The following is a 16,824-nucleotide window of genomic DNA, read 5'->3' as shown; positions in this document are numbered from 1 at the left end:
TCGCGAACGGCATCGGCATCCCAGCGGGCACCGTTCAGCAGGTGTTGCAGGCCCGCCGGATCACGGTGGCCAGCCCATTCGGCCAGCTGCCAGCCGTTCTTCCGCCCGACCGGCGCCAGCAGACCCCGCACGTAGTCACGCATCCGCCACCGCAGATCCGCCCGCCCGAACCGGCCTGCCACCCGAGCGAAAGCCGACTCCAACTCGACCTTCCAGCAATCGACTTCAGGTATCACGTCCATACCCGAACAACGATAACCAGCAGCTCAGGACACGAAATCTGACTGGAGTAGTAGCCGTCGTCCTCGTCCCGTGCCCCGCGGCGCGGTACGAACACCGGCTCGCCGGCCGCCGCACCGGCCGGGAAGCGGTGCACCTGCCGGCTGTCGCGCAGCATGTCGTGCTTCACCAGGCAGTTGGTGAACTTCTCGTCCGGCGGCACCCCGTCGACCGTCTCGTAGGCGTGCCACATCTCCGCAGCGCTCGCCGTGTACGCGTAGCGGTGCCGCCGCGACACCAGGGACTCGTTGACGCGGGGGAACTCCTGCGGCAGGTCGTCGATGCGGGTGCTGCGGACCCGGCCCGCGCGCAGATCGATGGTCCAGCGGTCGAGCACGGGCGTGCCGGTCGTGGAGGGCCCGCCGTTGCCCCGGCCCGCGACGTAGAAGGGCGCGGGCATGGTGGTGAGCTCCATGACGATCGTGTCGCCCCGGTCGTAGGCGTTGAGCGTGTGCGAGTAGAAGACCGGATCGATCTCGAACCAGCGGGTGGCGCCGCCGGTCCGCGGCATCACCCCGACCCGCATGGGGTGTTTCGGGTTCCACCCGTACGGGACAGGGGCGCCGGCCCCGGCGGCCGCCATGTCGAAGGTGACCGGCACATCGACGAGCACCACGTACTTCTCGGTGAGGGCGAAGTCGTGCATCATCGGCGCGTCCGCCACCGGGATCCTGGTGGTCCGTGCCACCCGGCCGGTCCGGTCGATCATCAGGTGCCGCACGTGGTCCCAGGTCGGGTAGTACGTCACCGCGTGCAGTTCGTCCGCCGCCGCGTCGTACTTGGTGTGCGCAGTGAAGGCGCCCTCCAGCGTGGAGCGGAAGTCGTGGGGCCCTACCGTGTTCAGCTCGCCGTCCAGTTCGTACGGCAGCGGTCCGCTCTCCTGGAGTGCCAGGATGCGTCCCTTGTACGGGATGACGTGGGTGTTGCAGGCGAAGTCGTCCGGGGGGACCTCGTCCGGGTACCGCTCGCCCAGTTTCCGTGCCACTTGTGAGGAGCGCACCCACCGGTTGCGGTACCACTCGGCGCGCCCGCCGCGCAGTCGCACCCCGTGCACCATGCCGTCGCCGAGCATCCAGTGGTGGGCCCGCGGGTCCTCGATGCCCAGCGCGTTGGGGCCGGTGCGCAGATAACGGCCGTCGAGGTCGCGCGGTACCCGGCCGGTCACTTCCAGGCCGAACGCGGTGAGTTCCTCGGTGACCGGGGCGAAGGCACCCTCCAGGAACGGGAACGATTCCCCGCCCCCTCCCCCTGATCCGGCCCCGGTCCCGTTCCCGTTCGCCGTGCCGCGGGTGGCGGCCTGCGCCGCGGTGGCGTAGTGGCCGAGGCCGTAGCCTCCGACGACACTGCCGGCCGCCGCGAGTGCCGCGCCCCGGAGAATCCTCCGGCGTGTGTGACTGGTCATTGCTCTTCCCCGTCCGTGTTCGGTGCCCGGCAGGTCCGCGCCGGTGCCGGTGTCCGGAACGAGTCTGCTGCGCGCCGAGCGGCAGGTCAGGTGGCCTGGACCCCCAGTGGGGGTGGTGCCGGCACCACCCCCACTGCCGGGGCCCGGCTCCGGGCCGGGATCGAGGAGCGGCCCGCCCGGGGATGCCGGGTCAGGAGGGCTCGGGATCGGTGTCGTCCCAGTTCCATCCGGTTTCGGGCAACCGCCTGAGCAGCTCGGACAGGGAGGGTGCCTGGGGGACGGCAGACGACCAGTTCTGGGCGGAGACGTCCAAGGGCTGTCCCGTAATCCCCGGCGGGCGCGCGACGACAGCTACAGCACCTCGCTGCGTTGTCGGAACGTCCGAATACATCCAGTATGCGGACGCCCCTCCGCCTTGCGATGCACCGCATCTGACGCCGCGCGCTGATCCACCGGGGATTACGGGACAGCCCTTAGGAGGACCAGCGGCGGAGGGTCCTGCCGGAAGTCGTAGGTGAGCATTTCGCGGCTCCCGTCCCCGCCGATGACGAGGCTGCCGGGAAAGCGTTCCTGGAACTCACCCGCTTCGTTGACTCCGATGAGCTCCGCAACGGCATTGATCATCAGGAAGTCGTCCGCCGGGGGAACGAACCGACCCGTGCTTCCCTCCGTGGCCAGGAAGTGCCGGTAGTCCTCGGGAAATCGGACTCCGAAGTGGCGCTCGGCCTGCGTGATCCGGTCGTCGTTCGAACTCATGGGGTCATTCCGTCAAGGCCGGTGCGCCGCGGTCGCAGGATCACTTCGCTGCCGATCGGGGTGAAGCCGCAGGCCAGAAAGGCGCGCAGCGAGCGGGCGTTGCCCGGGGATACGGCAGCGAAGACCGGTTCGCCGGCCGGTACCAGGGAGAGGGCATCGGCGAGGAGGCCGCGCCCGTGGCCCCGGCCGGTGTGGTGCGGGGTGTGGAGTTCGATGCTCAGCTCGCGTCGTCCGGCGAGACCGTCGGCCAGGGTGACGATGCCCCGCTCGTCGCCGTGGACCTCGACGTTGTTCCGCAGTTCGCGGGCGTGGCGGACGCGTGAGTGGTCGTCGGTTGCCTCCGTCTGCTCGGCGAGGCGTGGGGGGCCGCCGGTGCCGCGTGCGGTGAGGGTGGCGTCGAGGGTGTCGATCCATCCGTCGGGCCCGGCGAGGCGGCGGAGGAAGTCGGGTGCCAGGGAGGCACCGAAACCGTCGGGCTTCCCGGCGTGCACCTCGGCCGCGGACAGGGCGGTGGCGATGACCGCGTGCCCGGTGAAGGCGACGGAGCACTCCAGTCCGCCGGGCAGCGGCGGCAGTACGGTCACACCGCCGTCGCACGGCGGGAACCGGCCGTCGGAGGCGTCGATGAAGTGGGCCAGGAGCGGATGGGGTTCAGGCACGGAGGGTCACCCGTGCGGCCATGAGGTCCAGCGGGGCCGTGGTGTTCATGCCGGGCACCCTAACCCGCCGTCCGGGCCCGACCGGACCGGTCCTCAGCCGCGTACCGACCCGGCTCCCGACCGCGTACCGCCCCGAACCTCAGCCGTGTACCGGCCCCGGGCAGTACGGCGAACCCCCCTCGGGGGGCAGTCCTTCCAGCAGGGCGGTTCCCAGGGGCGTGCGGGTGTGGAGCACGGACTGGCCGTGACGTCGGCTGGTGACGAGTCCGGCTTCGCGCAGAGCGGCCACGTGACGGCTGGCGGTCGGCGGAGGCCGGACTCCGGTCCCGGGGGCCGAGGTTCGGTCCGGCGGTGGGTCCGGGCTGGCGAAACCTCGTGTGGGAGCCGCTGCCGACCGATAGCGTCGTGATCACGTGGCTGTACGCGGTCACGCGGTCACGCGGTCACGCGGTCACGCGGTCACGCGGTCACGCGGTCACGCGGTCACGCGGTCACGCGGTCACAGCGAGGAGAGGGCATGGTCATGGCAGAGCGTGCGGTTCCGTCCCGGGTGGCGGCTGCGGAACGGGTCGCCTCCGAGGCGGGGTTCAAAAAGAGCTGCATACCCGAAGTGGGCAGGTTGCTCAGACTGGCCGCCGCCTCGAAACCGCACGGCGTCGTCGCGGAGAGCGGTACCGGCTCGGGGGTGGGCACCGCCTGGCTGCACAGCGGCCTCGGCCCCGGCGCACGCCTGGTAACCGTGGAGCGCGACGAGGAGCTTGCGCGTCGGGCGGCCGGGATCTTCGCGGACGACGAGCGCGTCAGCGTTCTCACCGGGGACTGGCGACTGCTCGATCAGCACGCCCCCTTCGACGTCTTCTTCTGCGACGGCGGGGGCAAGCGCGACGATGCCCGGAGAGTCGTCGAGCACCTCGCTCCCGGCGGTCTGCTCGTCCTGGACGACTTCACCCCCTCGTCCCAGTGGCCGCCCCGTTTCGATGGCGAGGTGGACGAGCTCCGGCTGTTCTACCTCACGCATCCGGCCCTGGACGCCACTGAAGTACTCACAACTCCTTCCAGTTCGGCGATCGTTGCCGCACGCCGCTCCTGACTGCCGCCCGTCATGAGCGTCGACGGCATGCCGCCGGAGCCCGGTCCCGTCCCGGCGGCCCGGTACGTACCTCCCTTCGACCCCGAACTGGGCGCGGCGCTGGCGGATTCGGGAGGTGGGGCGAGGGAGCCGTTCACCCTTGAGAATCTTGTGGCCCGGCAGGAGCGGGACGCCGCGGCCCGGCCCCGGCCGACGGTCCGGGACCTCCGGGCCGACGGCCGCTTCGAGGTGGACGAGCTGCGTGTGCGGGGAGCGGCGGGCGGGCAGGACGTCACGCTCGTGAGCGCGCGTCCCGCCGGGATCACCGGGCCGCTGCCGCTGCTGTACTACATGCACGGCGGCGGAATGATCATGGGCAACGCGTGGTCCGTACTCCCGCGGCTGCTGCGCGAATGGGTCCTCGCACTGGAGCTGGCCGTCGTCTCCGTCGAGTACCGGCTGGCACCGCGGGTGCGGTACCCCGAACCGGTGGAGGACTGTTATGCCGGATTCGTCTGGGTGGTCGCGCACGCCGCCGAGCTCGGCATCGACGCGGACCGCCTCGTCGTCGGCGGGAAGAGCGCCGGCGGTGGGCTCGCCGCGGCACTCGCCCTGCTCGCCCGGGACCGGGGCGGGCCCGCGCCGATCGGGCAACTGCTCCTGTGCCCGATGCTCGACGACCGCAACAACACCTTCTCCAGCCACCAGATGGCCGGCGTCGACACCTGGGACCGGACCTCCAACGCGACCGCGTGGCAGGCGCTGTTGGGCGACCGGTACGGCGCCGCGGACCTGCCGCCCTACGCGGCTCCCGCCCGTGCGACGGATCTGTCCGGGCTGCCCCCGGCCTACATCGAAGTCGGGTCGGCCGAGACCTTCAGGGACGAGGGCGTGGCCTACGCCAATGCGATCTGGCAGGCCGGTGGCCAGGCCGAACTGCACGTATGGCCCGGGGCCTTCCACGGTTTCGACACCCTCGCACCGCGGGCGGCCCTCAGCCAGGATGCCCTTGAGGCCCGTTCCCGCTGGCTTCGGCGCGTCCTGCGCCCCTGAGCTCACAGGGGGCTTGACCTCGCCCCCGTGGTTCGCGGTGCCCGGCAGGTCCGGACGTCAGCCCGTGTCGGGAAGCCCCCGGCTGTCGGGAAGACTCCAGCCATCGGGAAGACCCCGGTCGCCGGGGAGGCCCCAGTCGTGAGGGAGGTCGAACAGGCGCTGCGTCCTGCGGTCGTTCTCCTGCCGGAGCGCGGCCGTCCATGGCCAGGGGTCCTCGGGCCGGAGGCGGGGGCAGACCGTGCGGTGCGCGATGCGGCATCGGGCACCCGGGAGGGGTTCCGCGTCCCACAGGTTCATGGCGACCCCGTCCATGGTGACGATCCAGCGCCGTCGTGGGGGCACGGTGTGGGCGGGGACGACGACGCGGGGTTCGAGGAGAACCCAATGGCCCGCGTAGAGGGTGGGACAGCGGTCCTGGCGGAGGTCGCAGAAGGGGCAGTCGGGCGGGGCGGGCGGTCGTGGGGCGGTGGCGCCTTCCAGGAGGGCTTGGAACATGTCGTCGGTACTGTCCGGGCCTGGTGTGTTTCCGGTGTCCCCCATGTTCTTCAGGATCCGGACGGGCTCACGGGGCCGGTAGATCGCGATTCAGCCGTGCCGGGTGAGGGAGCGCCGGGACCCCTGTGCCGTGGAGCGTCCCGGGAGACGTACGACGGCACAGGGGGCACCGCGGCACCGGACCGAACCGGTGCACGTCATGGCCGACGCGCACCAGGACGACGGCCGCCCGTGTCCGACCCGTGTCCAGCCGTCCGGCTTTCCGGCCCTCTGGCCCTCTGGCCTTCCGGCCTTCCGGCCTTCCGGCCTTCCGGCCTTCCGCAACGGCTTCTACCGCTTGTAGGTGCTGGTTCCCTTGGCCTTGACGGACTTACAGGTGCGGCCGGGGGCGGAGCCCGAGAGGACGGCCGGCTTCTTCACGTTGTAGTAGTTCACGGTGCAGGTGTTGCCCGAGAACGTGTTGCCGCCCTTTCCACACGTGTTGGCCCTCGGGAACACCCAGTAGGTGAACATCCCGTGGTTGCCATTCCCTCGGATGTTCCCCCGGTAGTCGCGGCCCTTCTTGAAGGTGTTGTTCTGGACCTTGTTGCCGCCGCTGCCGTCACTGGCGCGGACCGGGTCGTCCACGTGGTCTGGCCACGCCCCGCACCCGTACCCGTGCCGCCGTGACCTCCCGTCGGTGCGGATACGGGCCCGATCACTTCTCCGCGCCCTCCGTACCCGGTCCGATCACTTCTCTGCGCCCTCCACGCCCTCTGCACTTTCCGTACCCGACCGGACCGGGCTGACGTACCACTCCGAGCAGAAAACCGCCTGCAGTACCACTTCGTCCTGGCAGAGGTGGTCGGCATCGTTCAGCACATCTCGGGTTCCTTGTAGCGCTCGGCGGCGCCCGGCTCGTGCGGGCTGTCCGGGTCCTCCTCCAGGTAGTACTCGGTGCCGTCGCCGACGTACCAGACCAGGACGCTGCCGCTCAGGGCAGGCGCGAAGCCCTTGGCGTCCTCGCCGAGTTATCGCGCCTTCCGGCCGGCGATACCGGGGGCCTCTTCGATGCTCGACGGCAGTGGGTGACTCCGGCGGTGCATCCACTGAGCGGCACGCGCGCCCAGGATCATGAGGAGCACACAGAGCAGCATGGGCAGGATCACTCAATCCACCGACTCCCCCCTTCCCGGGTCGCCGACGCGCGGCGAGGCCATGCCGCGGATCAGCAGCAGCGTCGCGATCCCCGCCATGAGGGCGATCACCACACGCAGTGCGTACAGCATTCGCTTCGTCCCCGCGCTCTTTCCCCCGTGCCCTCTCCCGCTCGTGGCCGGACGGAATCCGCGACCCGGCCGACCGCGCACCGAGCGTATTTCTGCTCCAGTAGCTTTCGCCCGGTGCAGTAGCTTGCCAACGCCACCCCGAACTACTGGCTGCGCCCCGAACCGCCGGCTGCCGCACCGTCGAGAAACCGGAGAGTCACCCATGCCCCGAGAGGCCCCGTACCTCGCAGTGGCCGACGCGCTGCGCGCACGGGTGCTCGCGGGAGAGTGGGAGGTCGGAGAGCGGCTGCCGTCCCGTGTGCGGCTCGCCGAGGAGTACGGGGTCGGGCGCAACGTCGTGCAGCGGGCCGTGGACGGCCTGATCGTCGCGGGGCTCCTCGAAGGGCGCGCGGGCTCGGGCACCTACGTCCGTACGCCGCGCGAGCGTCTGCGGATGGTGCGTTCGCGGCACCTCGGGCGCCGGGGCGGGCCGCCTTCTCTCGCCGGCATGAAGGAGCAGGGCAGGGCCGGGGCCTGGGATTCGCACAGTCAGGTGCGGGTCCCTGCCCCCGGGGCGATCGCCGAGCGGCTTGCCATCGCCCCCGGAGACCTCTGCGTCAACACGCACTACGAGTTCCTCGCCGACGGACAGCCCGTCCAGCTCTCCGAATCGTGGGAGCCGATGGCCCTCACGGACGGAACGCCGGTCATGCTGCCCGAGATGGGGCCCCTGGCGGGAAAAGGGGTGGTCGAGCGGATGCGTTCCATCGGCGTGGTCGTCGAGACCGTGGTCGAGTTGCCGCGTCCGGCCCGTGCCACCCGGACGCAGGCGAACCTGCTGGGGATCGGCATCGGGGACCTGGTGCTCCGGATCGAGCGGATCATCTACGACACCGACGGACGTCCGGTGGAGACCGCCGACATCGTCATTCCCGACGTGCGCCGGGAAGTGGCCTACGAGTTCGGGGTCGACCGCCCGTAGCCGTCACGTCCGGCCGAGGTGGCCGACGGAGCATCCGGCCGAGGTGGCCGACGGAGCAGAAATCCTAATTCGAAAGCATTCGACAGCAGGTGATGTGTATGTCCATGTCTTCCCGGCTCGGGCTCCTGCGCGATCCGGACTTCGGGCGGCTTTTTGCCGCCACGGCACTCGGCCAGCTGGGAGATCGCATCATTTTTCTCGCGCTGCCCCTGGTCGCGATCGTGGCATTGGACGCCGACGAGTTCCAGGTGGGTCTGCTGACCGCGGCGACCACGGTGGGCTCACTCCTGGTCGGGCTGCCGGCCGGGGCGTGGGTGGACCGCGTACGAAAGCGATCGGTGATGATCGGCACCGATCTCGTGCGGTCGCTGGTCCTCCTGACGATACCGGTGGCGTGGTGGACCGGTCTTCTGACGATCCCGTGGCTCTACGCGGTCGCGTCGGTCCATGGGGTGCTGACGGTGTTCTTCGACGTCGCCCACGTCAGTTTTCTGCCGCATTTGGTGGGGCGCGGAAATCTCGTCGAAGGGAATTCAAAACTTTCGGCGATACGCTCGGTGACCAGTATCGGCGGACCGGCTGCAGCAGGTCCGTTGGTGGGCTGGGTGGGAGCCCCCGCGACGCTCCTGGTGAGTTCGGTGGGAATGGCCGCATCGGGTCTTCTCGTGTTCCGCATCCGGAAACACGAAAGGAAGCCGGAGCCGGGTGAACGCCTTCGGCTGCGCAGGGACGTCGGGGAAGGGCTGAAGTTCGTCCTCGGGCATCCCATCCTGCGCGCGACCATGGCGGGGGATGCGGTGTTCAACCTCTCCCTGGTCATGTACCAGACCATGCTGCTGGTCTTCCTGAAGCGGGAGATGGGCCTCGGTTCCTTCGGCATCGGGCTCGTGCTGTCGGGGATGGGCTGTGGCGCGCTGTTGGGCGCGCTGGTGGCGACCAGGCTCTCCAAGCTGGTCGGGCAAGGTCCGGTCGTATGGCTCGCGCCCCTGGTCACCTGCCCGTTGACGGCCCTGATGCCGTGGGCGCGGCCCGGCTGGAGCGTGTGCGCGGCGGCGGTCGGACTCGCGGCGCTTTCGCTGGGCGGGGTAGTCCGCTTCGTGGCCCAGTCCAGTTTCCAACAGGCCCTCACACCGGATCGGCTCCTGGGCCGGATGAGCGCGACCGTCCGGTTCGTGTCCTGGGGCGGCCTTCCCCTGGGCGGGCTTCTGGGTGGACTCTCGGGCTCCGCGCTCGGGGCGACGGCCACACTGTGGCTCGGCGCGGGCGGCATGACACTGAGCTTCCTCCCGAACTTCCTTTCACCGCTCCGGAGCATGCGCGTGCTGCCCGAGACCATGCGCGCACTGTCCGAGGAGAGCGGTCCCCGGGCCGCTCAATCGAGTTCCTGATACTCGGCCGGCTCGGGGTGCTCCTCCATGTAACGCTCCCCGTGAATCACCCCCATCGCCCAGTGCCACGGCTCGTCGTGGAAGAAGACGAGTCCGCGGAACGACGCGTCGGCCGGCTCGTAGGGGTACCGCTCCGGAGCCGCAGCCCAGGCCCTCTCCGGTGACAGACCGCCGTACCGCCGCATCGCCCACGCGCAGCAACGGCCCTCGGGGTCCGGGACCGCCGGGCCTGTCAGTGGGGTGATGCATGATCGGTACGTCGGGCTCCACGGAAGGAACGAGGGACCATGCCGATCACGAACCAGCAGGTGGCCGGGCACGCCTTTCTGCACGATATGTATGCGGACCCGCACTTTCCGGACCATGTCGTCGACAAGGGCAGGGCGATCCTGCTGGGGCTGTGCGAGCGGATCGAGGCGGAGCAGCCGTCGGACTTGTCGGCCCTGTACGTGCTCACGCAGGCGGCGACGGAGGAGTTCAACCTCCTGGAGAGCGAGTTCGAGGCGGCGGGAAGCGAGATCGAGACCGCTGCGCGGGAGAACATAGCCGAGGACTTCTGGTTCGTGGCCTCGGCCTACGGATTCACGGACGCGGACGTGGAGGAGATGATCGCCACCCGGGAATGGTGAGCACAGGGCAGCGGGCCGGGATTCCGGACTTGAAACTGCCGCAGCGGCAGCTTCTACCGTTCTGACCAGGGCCGGAAAGACCGGCCCGGTGAAGCATTCGCGAGGGAGACGGAGGCGGCGATGGCCTGGCCCACTGCGGAGGTCGCCCGGATGTCGGGCGTGACGGCCCGGACCCTGCGGCACTACGACGAGATCGGGCTGCTGCCGCCCGCTTGGATCGGTACCAACGGCCACCGCTATTACGAGGAAGACGAGCTGCTGCGGTTGCAGCAGATCCTCGTGCTGCGGGCGCTGGGCCTGGGGTTGCCCGAGATCGGTGAGGTCCTGGCCGAGCAGGTCGACGAGGTGGAGGCCCTGCGAGGTCACCACCGGCGCCTGCTCGCCGAGCGCGACCGGCTCGACGCCCTGGCCGACACCGTCTCCCGCACGATCGCCGAACTGGAGCAGTCCAGGAAGGACGGCAGAACCATGACCGCCATCAACCGACCGGAGAACCTCTTCGCAGGCATCCGGCCCGCCCAGTACGAGGAGAGCCTGCGGAACTTCCCCGAGCTGGCCGGGGACATCGAGCGGCACACCTCGACGATGAGCGAGGCCCAGATCGAGGCCGGGCACCGCGAGCGTACGGCGCAGATGATCCGGCTGGCCGAGCTGCTGGTCGCGGGCGTGCCCGCCGACGCCGCCCCGGTGCAGGCCGAGATCGACGCCCAGTACCGGGCGCTGACCGGGCTCCGGGCGGTCTCCGCCGAGGAGTACCGCGCGATCGGGCGTTCCTGCGTGGACAACGAACAGTGGCGTGCGGCGTACGAGTCGATCGCGCCGGGCCTGGCCGTGTACCAGCGGGACGCCATGGAGGCGTACGCCGCGGCTCGGCTGGACTGAACGGGCCGTACGTCCCGGCCCGGCCGGACTGAACGGGCCGGCACTACTGCCGACGGCGCCGCCCGCCCTGGCCCCCGGCGGCCGGCTGGCCGCCTTCAGCTCGGGCGGCGGCACGATCGACGCGTACGAACTGCCGTTGCGGGGCGCGCAAGGCGCCCCGCAACGACGCGGGAAAGCGACTCCGGCCGAGGCCCGTCACTTTCCAGGGCCCGTCGCTTCCCGAGGCCCGTCGCTGCTCAAGGACTGGCACTCCTCAAGGACCGTCACTTCGACATGATGAAGTCCAGGGCGCTGCCGGAGGCCGTCGTCCAGTAGGTGACGAGCTGCCCGTCGTCCGCGTACAGCGTGTCGACGGGCATGGGGACGTCGATCGGTCCGCCCGCCTTGCTGCCGGACTTGCTGCCCTGGAGGGTGAGGGTGATGCTTTTCGCCTCGTACTCGTCCATGGCGCCGCCGGCGACGAGCAGGGCGGCGTGTGCCTCCTCACCCGGAGCGATGGTCGTGGGCTTCCCCGGGTCCGGGTCGCTGTCCTTGATCACGGGGGCCGGGCCCTGGGCGTCACCGATCTTCACGTAGGGGTAGTGGTAGACGTTGCACTTCCTGTCGCCCGTGTTCTGGACGGTGACGAGGAGGTGCCTGGCGTCCTTGCTGTCCGCGGGCTCCTTCGTGGCGGAGACCTCGAGGTCGTCCGCGGTACAGGCGGCGACGACGCCACCGGCATTGTTCCCGCCGCCGTTCCCGCCGCCGTTGCTGTCGCTTCCGTCGGTGTCGCCCGAGCCGCCGCCCGGATTCGGCGAAGCCGTCTGCTCCGGCTTCGCCGAATCCGTCGCGCTCGGCCGTTCCGGGGACTTGGAGCCGTCCGAGCCCTCGGACCCGCCCGGCTCGCACGCCGTGGAGGCGAGCAGCGCGGCGACCGCCACGGCTCCGAGGGCGTAGGACCTCCAGCCCCTCGGGCTGCTGTGGTTCCCGTGGTTCCTGTAGTTCTTGCGGGCAGCAGTGTTCATGGTGTTGTGATTCCCCCGTTGTCGACCTTACGCGTCCGCTCCCACTCGCGAACGGATTCTGTATCAGGATCGCCCTCAACACACATGCCACGTATGGCTGTTACCGACCGCGCACAAGGAAGTTGTGGTTCCGCAGGAAACACATCGACATGCGCCTCACTCGCAGAGGGATCGACCCCGGCGAACGGTCGGGCGGGTGGTGGGCGAGCGACTGCGGCGGCCGGGGACGGTCACTCGGGGCGGGTCGCGGTGACCAGCCAGGAGGTGCTGAGCAAGCGGACCGCCCCGTTCTCCTCGTGGTCGCGCAGGTGGTTCTCCAGTGTCTCGCGGGCACGGTCCCGGGTTTCCTGGGGCACCTGGGCCATCAGATGGCGCCCGGGGCCGGTGCCCAGGAGGAAGACCGCCGCTTCCTCGGCGTTCCGTCCCCAGTCCCCGTACGCCTCGACCTGCCGCAGAACCGTGTGTACGAAACCGGCTCCGGACAGCACCTCACGGATGCGGTCCGGGTCCGCCAGGGAGAACATCCCCGGGAGCCCCGGTGCCCCGAAGTCCCCGAGGGGCAGGAGGTCCCGCAGGGCCGTCATGGCCCGCACCCATCCGTTGAGGCCGGCGTCCGCGGCGCAGATGAACGCCAGTCGACCGCCGGGGCGCAGGGCGCCGCCGATATTGGCGAACGCGGCCACGGGGTCGGCGAAGAACATCACCCCGTAGCGGCTGACGGCCGCGTCGAAGGTGCCGGGCGCGAAGGGGTGAACCTGGGCGTCCGCGTGCTCGAACGCCGCATTGCCGACGCCTTCCCGCTCCGCGGTCGCACGGGCGCGTTCGAGCATGGGGCCCGACAGGTCGATGCCGAGGGCCCGTCCGTGGACCGCCCGGCGCGCGGCGAGCCGCGTCGTCCGCCCCGATCCGCACCCGACATCGAGCACGTGGTCGCGCTCGCCGATGGCGGCGGCGGTGAGCAACGGCTGGTTGAAGCCCTCGTTCACGGCGTCCCAGCGATCCTGGTTACGGGCCCAGTACGTGCCTTCGTAGCCGTTCCACGCCTGGGCCTGCTCGGTGTTGACGACGTTGCGCATCGGGTGCCTTCCTGTGGGGCGCCGGGTGGGCGAGCCTATGATGGGCGTGCGCCCATACAGTATGGGCGCACGCCCATACTGGCAATCCCAGGAATGGCCGGGGCGGACGGCGACAGCATCGGGAGGGGCTCATGTCACCGCGTGGAGTGGCGATGCCCGACGTCAGGGAGCGGCTGTTCGCCGCCGCGGAACGCGTGTTGGAACGGGACGGCCCGGGTGCCCTGACCAGCAGGGCGATCACCGGCGAGGCGGGATGTGCCAAGGGCATGCTGCACGCCCGTTTCGCCGGGCTGGACGAGTTCGTCGCCGAGTTGTGCCTGGACAGGTTCGCGCGCACCGCGCGGCAGGCCGAGGAGCTTCCCGGGCGGGCGGGCTCGGACACGGTGGCGGCGAACCTCGCGGGGGTCGCGTCCGCACTGTTCGACTCCGGCGGCCCCGTGATAGCCGGCCTGGCCATGACACGCCCGGCCGCCGCCCTCCGGATACGCCAGGAACTGGAGGCCGGAGCACCGGGGTTCTCGGCCATCCAGGAAGCGACCGCGCGATACCTGGACGCCGAACAGCGCCTCGACCGCATCGCGGAAGGCGTCGACACGGCCGCGATCGCACTCGCCCTGGTCGGATCCGTTCACCATCTCCTGATGACCGGTTGGCCCGGCGCCCCGAATCCGCGTGAGCAGGTGAACGGGCTGGTGGCCATGCTGGTGAGTGCCGCCGGGGCCGGGCGTGACGATGCTTCGACCGGGGGGTGAGAGCCCGGCGCCCTTTTACCGGCGGCCGGCAGCTGAGGGCCGACCGCCGGTAAAAAAGGGCGCCGGTAGCTGGTAGCTGGTAGCCGATGACTGACAGAAGGGGCGCCCTCGCAAAAGGGTTCGTCCCCGCCGGGCGCCGCCCTCTACTCTGTCCGGAGCGGGACTGCGCAGTTCCCGCAGGTTGCGGGGCTGTGGCAGAGCGGCCCATTGCGATCGGTGTGGGTGAGGCCCTCCCACATCGACTTGACGGGGACCAGGGCGGGCCTGCCCCCCCGCCGTCCACGGGTTCGAATCCCGTCGGCACCGCAACCGACCGAACACCTCCTCCGTGCGCACCGCCCCGGTCGGGGGCGGTGCAGCAGTCCTTCCAGTACATCAGTGGTGTCGGGCAGGCCGTACTCGGAGGAGTGGGGTGCGGGGCCCGGGAGGTCAGCGGCTGCCTCCGAATGCCTTGTCGATGCGCTGGGCCTGCCGCCACCGCTGGAACTCGGGCAGGGCCGCGAGGTCGGTGAAGTCCTCGGAATCGGGGTCGCGGGTGAGGACCTGGTCGACCACCCGGTAGGCGTCGTCGGTACGGTCGAGGGCGAGCAGGACGCGGACCTGGGTGTCACGGACGAAGTCGTGCGAGGAGTCCTCGTCCGCGGTCAGCGCCTGCTCCACGGCGACCAGCGCGCGCTCCGGTTCACCGCTGTGCAGCAGGTGCCAGGCCAGGGCGTTGCCGGTGCGGCGCCTGACCTCTTCCTGGAAGGCGCCCTGGGCGGTGAAGTGCCAGACCGTATCGGGCAGCAGGGACATGGCCTGCTCGGCGTACCGGACGAGTTCGGCGTGCAGGGCGGGGCGGTCGGCGTCCGACGCTTTGTCGCCGAGGTCGCCGAGGATGTTGACCAGGGCGTAGTGGGCGTAGAGCTGGTCGTGGTCGGAGTAGCACGCGCCCGGGGTGCAGAGCGCGATGGCCTTCTCGTAGGCGGCGACCGCCTCCTCGGGCCCCTTCCCGGAGCCTTCTTCGACCAGGGTGTGCACGGCCTGCCAGTTCGGGTCGTGAACGATCTCCTCGGCCACGACACTCCTCAGGTCGAGCCGGGTACGGGGGAACGTGGCGCGCAGCCGGTCCAGCGTCGGCCGGTCGAGCCTGGTGGCCTGGAGATCCGCGAACTCCAGGCGGCGCAGGGCGAAGAAGGGCTCGGGAAGAGTGGTGAGTTCGTTGAACGACAGGTCGATGCGGCGGAGGTTCGGCGTACGGGCGAAGGCGTCTTCGGGCAGGGACCTGAACACGGTGCGCACCTTCTCCCCGCCGTAGGTCTCCTGGCCCCAGCGGTCGATTTCCAGGTGTTCCAGTGTCGTGATGTCCCAGATGCCGGTGAGCAGGTCCCTGGAGGCCGGGGGCTGTTCGGCCCACGGAGTGTGGCCACTGATCCGCAGTACGCGCAGGCGGGGCAGCCGGGCCAGCTCGGGCAGGCGGGTCAGCCGGTCGGACGGGCAGTGGTTGAGGTTCAGCTCCTCCAGCGCGGTCAGGTCCAGCAGCGCGTCGGGGACGGACTCCAGCCAGGTGTTGGACAGGTCGAGGGAGCGCAGTCCGGTCAGGCGGGTGACAGCCTCGGGGAACGCGACCGGGGTGTCGCAGTAGTAGTGCCCCTGGTTCAGACGGGACAGGTCCAGCTCGCGCAGTGAGCGCAGCCGGTCGAACCGGTCGGGGAGCGGGCAGGTCAGGTGCCCGGCGCGCAGGACCTCCAGTTGCCCGAGGTCGCAGAGGGAATCGGGGAGTTCCGTGAAGCCGTTGCCGGACACGTCCAGCATCCGGAGGTTGTGGAGCGCGCCGATGGATTCGGGCAGCCCGGTCAACCCCGTGCCGGAAACGTCGAGTTCTTCCAGGGCGGTGAGTTCGCCGATGCGCGCGTCGAGGGCGCCGAGATCGGCGTTGTTCGCGAGGGACAGGACGCGCAGCCGGGGGAAGGCGAGCAGTTGTTCCGGGAAGCCGCGGAGCTTGCGTCCGGAGAGGTCGAGTTCGGTGACCTCGTCGGCCCGGTCCAGCAGGAGGTCCAGTTCCTCCAGCGCGATGACATGGCTCGGGCGTGCCCCGGCGCGCAGTACCTGCCGTCCCTCGCTCATGGCGCGCTCGATCAGCCGTATCTCGGCCTCTCCGTCCTCGCCCAGCAGTTCGGGCAGCAGGATGCGGTCCAGTTCGTCGTCGGTGAAGTCGACCGGGCGGTTGGTGCGGCAGGTGTCGGCGACGAGAAGTGCCTGCGGCTGCTCGGCGAGGTCCAGCCCGAAGTACAGCACGCTGATGACGGTCGACGCGTGGACGCTGCCGCGCACCGTGAGGATGCCGCCGTCGTCCCCGTACGAGCCGCAGACGCCGCCCGTCACCTCCAGGTTCCCGCGCACCAGCGTGTTCGGGCAGCCGGACAGGAACACGTTTCGGGCCCGCAGGTTGCCCGTCACGACGAGGAAGTTGCCGCTGCCGTCGTCCCACCAGTCCAGGTCGCCGTCGACGGTGAGGTCGCCGTCCACGACGGTGTTGTACGGGATCCAGTCCTTGTCGCCCTCCGGCTTCAGGTGCCCCGCGACGTGCAGCCCGCCCTCGTACAGCCGGATCTCCTGCTCTTCGGTGAACTCGGCGTACGGGTAGGTGACCTCGTCCGAGATCCGGAAGCGTTCCTCCGCCTCCTCGACGGTGATGACGCGGTATCCCTCGGGTGAGTTGACCGTGGTCATGGGGGCGTGGCCCGGTGAAGCGGCGGTGTTCCTGGGGTCCTGGTCGGTCATGCGTGGTCGCTTCCTTGCTGTCCAGAGCGGCCCGGGGGCCTGTGGGGTGAGGTTGCGCACGGGCCGGGCGGCCGGGGGGCGGGCCCGGGGCGGTGTCCCCCGGGACGGCCGGCCTCGGGTTGGGCGGCCCTCGGAGGTGCGCCGGTCGTGGCAACCACCGTTGCCGGTGTCCGTCAGGCAGCGTTCTACCGCACGGCTGTGACAACGCAGCCCAGCGCCTCCGGCGGGGACCTGGGGGGCGGACCCCGGGGGGTGGCCCCTGTGGCGGGCCAGGAGCCGTTGCCGGTGCGGTGACGTCCACGAACAGGGCCCCATGACCAGGCCGCCCGGGGCGGATCGGGCAGCGGACCGCCCCGGTGCGCGAGGCGACCGGGGGGACGGGCCGGCG

17 protein-coding genes and 1 pseudogene are annotated in these 16,824 nt (G+C 70.5%); 8 read left to right on the top strand and 10 right to left on the bottom strand.

Going from position 1 to position 16,824, the window contains the following annotated elements; all coding sequences use genetic code 11:
- The 4 genes from ACWCXX_RS21545 to ACWCXX_RS21530 form a co-directional block, all read right to left on the bottom strand.
- Window positions 1-242, bottom strand: a 242-nt coding sequence (locus tag ACWCXX_RS21545; RefSeq protein WP_451129531.1) for a transposase, incomplete at its 3' end; no start/stop codon positions are given.
- The gene (locus ACWCXX_RS21540; protein ID WP_451129529.1) at window positions 233-1,681 is read right to left on the bottom strand and encodes a carotenoid oxygenase family protein; all 1,449 of its coding nucleotides are present in this window, start codon (window positions 1,679-1,681) and stop codon (window positions 233-235) included. The genes ACWCXX_RS21545 and ACWCXX_RS21540, both read right to left, overlap by 10 nt.
- Window positions 1,682-2,140: 459 nt before the next feature.
- A complete protein-coding gene (locus ACWCXX_RS21535) occupies window positions 2,141-2,437 on the bottom strand; it encodes an SMI1/KNR4 family protein (RefSeq protein WP_451129527.1) in 297 nt (98 codons plus the stop codon).
- The gene (locus ACWCXX_RS21530) at window positions 2,434-3,096 is read right to left on the bottom strand and encodes a hypothetical protein (protein ID WP_451129525.1); all 663 of its coding nucleotides are present in this window, start codon (window positions 3,094-3,096) and stop codon (window positions 2,434-2,436) included. The genes ACWCXX_RS21535 and ACWCXX_RS21530 overlap by 4 nt, the downstream gene beginning before the upstream one ends.
- 517 nt (window positions 3,097-3,613) lie before the next feature.
- Here ACWCXX_RS21530 and ACWCXX_RS21525 point away from each other — a divergent pair.
- Both ACWCXX_RS21525 and ACWCXX_RS21520 read left to right on the top strand, forming a co-directional pair.
- Window positions 3,614-4,186 (top strand): O-methyltransferase, encoded by a 573-nt coding sequence (locus tag ACWCXX_RS21525; protein ID WP_451129523.1) that lies wholly within the window; start codon window positions 3,614-3,616, stop codon window positions 4,184-4,186.
- A gap of 12 nt (window positions 4,187-4,198) precedes the next feature.
- Window positions 4,199-5,218, top strand: coding sequence for an alpha/beta hydrolase (locus tag ACWCXX_RS21520; protein ID WP_451129521.1), 1,020 nt, complete (start codon window positions 4,199-4,201; stop codon window positions 5,216-5,218).
- 57 nt (window positions 5,219-5,275) lie between these two features.
- On the opposite strand, the gene ACWCXX_RS21515 is transcribed toward ACWCXX_RS21520, so the two are convergent.
- Both ACWCXX_RS21515 and ACWCXX_RS21510 read right to left on the bottom strand, forming a co-directional pair.
- Window positions 5,276-5,713: a DUF6083 domain-containing protein gene (locus ACWCXX_RS21515; RefSeq protein ID WP_451129519.1), complete on the bottom strand. Its 438-nt coding sequence runs from the start codon at window positions 5,711-5,713 to the stop codon at window positions 5,276-5,278.
- A gap of 330 nt (window positions 5,714-6,043) precedes the next feature.
- On the bottom strand, window positions 6,044-6,340 hold the full coding sequence (locus tag ACWCXX_RS21510; protein WP_451129517.1) for a hypothetical protein: 297 nt from the start codon (window positions 6,338-6,340) through the stop codon (window positions 6,044-6,046).
- A gap of 843 nt (window positions 6,341-7,183) precedes the next feature.
- Between ACWCXX_RS21510 and ACWCXX_RS21505 the strand changes: the two genes are divergently transcribed.
- The gene (locus ACWCXX_RS21505; protein ID WP_451129515.1) at window positions 7,184-7,942 is read left to right on the top strand and encodes a GntR family transcriptional regulator; all 759 of its coding nucleotides are present in this window, start codon (window positions 7,184-7,186) and stop codon (window positions 7,940-7,942) included.
- 98 nt (window positions 7,943-8,040) lie between these two features.
- Complete coding sequence (locus ACWCXX_RS21500) at window positions 8,041-9,330, top strand: MFS transporter (RefSeq protein ID WP_451129513.1); 1,290 nt, start codon at window positions 8,041-8,043, stop codon at window positions 9,328-9,330.
- Here ACWCXX_RS21500 and ACWCXX_RS21495 read toward each other — a convergent pair.
- Complete coding sequence (locus tag ACWCXX_RS21495; protein ID WP_451129511.1) at window positions 9,315-9,515, bottom strand: hypothetical protein; 201 nt, start codon at window positions 9,513-9,515, stop codon at window positions 9,315-9,317. The genes ACWCXX_RS21500 and ACWCXX_RS21495 overlap by 16 nt on opposite strands.
- A 102-nt stretch (window positions 9,516-9,617) precedes the next feature.
- Here ACWCXX_RS21495 and ACWCXX_RS21490 point away from each other — a divergent pair, with 102 nt between their 5' ends.
- The 3 genes and pseudogenes from ACWCXX_RS21490 to ACWCXX_RS21480 form a co-directional block, all read left to right on the top strand.
- The gene (locus tag ACWCXX_RS21490; protein WP_451129509.1) at window positions 9,618-9,959 is read left to right on the top strand and encodes a DUF5713 family protein; all 342 of its coding nucleotides are present in this window, start codon (window positions 9,618-9,620) and stop codon (window positions 9,957-9,959) included.
- Between the two features lie 120 nt (window positions 9,960-10,079).
- Entirely contained in the window at window positions 10,080-10,841 is a 762-nt protein-coding gene (locus ACWCXX_RS21485; RefSeq protein ID WP_451129507.1) for a MerR family transcriptional regulator, read from the top strand.
- A gap of 34 nt (window positions 10,842-10,875) precedes the next feature.
- Window positions 10,876-10,974: pseudogene (locus ACWCXX_RS21480) on the top strand (quinone oxidoreductase family protein); the annotation flags it as partial.
- 130 nt (window positions 10,975-11,104) lie between these two features.
- On the opposite strand, the gene ACWCXX_RS21475 reads toward ACWCXX_RS21480, so the two are convergent.
- Both ACWCXX_RS21475 and ACWCXX_RS21470 read right to left on the bottom strand, forming a co-directional pair.
- Window positions 11,105-11,845 carry a DUF4232 domain-containing protein gene (locus tag ACWCXX_RS21475; protein ID WP_451129505.1) on the bottom strand — a complete coding sequence of 247 codons (741 nt, stop codon included), beginning with the start codon at window positions 11,843-11,845 and terminating at the stop codon, window positions 11,105-11,107.
- 230 nt (window positions 11,846-12,075) lie between these two features.
- A complete protein-coding gene (locus ACWCXX_RS21470) occupies window positions 12,076-12,921 on the bottom strand; it encodes a class I SAM-dependent methyltransferase (RefSeq protein ID WP_451129503.1) in 846 nt (281 codons plus the stop codon).
- A gap of 131 nt (window positions 12,922-13,052) precedes the next feature.
- On the opposite strand from ACWCXX_RS21470, the gene ACWCXX_RS21465 reads away from it, so the two are divergent.
- A complete protein-coding gene (locus ACWCXX_RS21465) occupies window positions 13,053-13,673 on the top strand; it encodes a TetR/AcrR family transcriptional regulator (RefSeq protein ID WP_451129501.1) in 621 nt (206 codons plus the stop codon).
- A 429-nt stretch (window positions 13,674-14,102) separates the two neighbouring features.
- On the opposite strand, the gene ACWCXX_RS21460 is transcribed toward ACWCXX_RS21465, so the two are convergent.
- On the bottom strand, window positions 14,103-16,436 hold the full coding sequence (locus ACWCXX_RS21460; RefSeq protein WP_451129499.1) for a leucine-rich repeat domain-containing protein: 2,334 nt from the start codon (window positions 16,434-16,436) through the stop codon (window positions 14,103-14,105).
- Window positions 16,437-16,824: the final 388 nt, after the last annotated feature.

It is taken from the genome of Streptomyces sp. NPDC001732 (assembly GCF_053596315.1).
The sequence above is the reverse complement of the archived record's forward strand: the minus strand, read 5'-3'. Positions and strand labels throughout refer to the sequence as shown.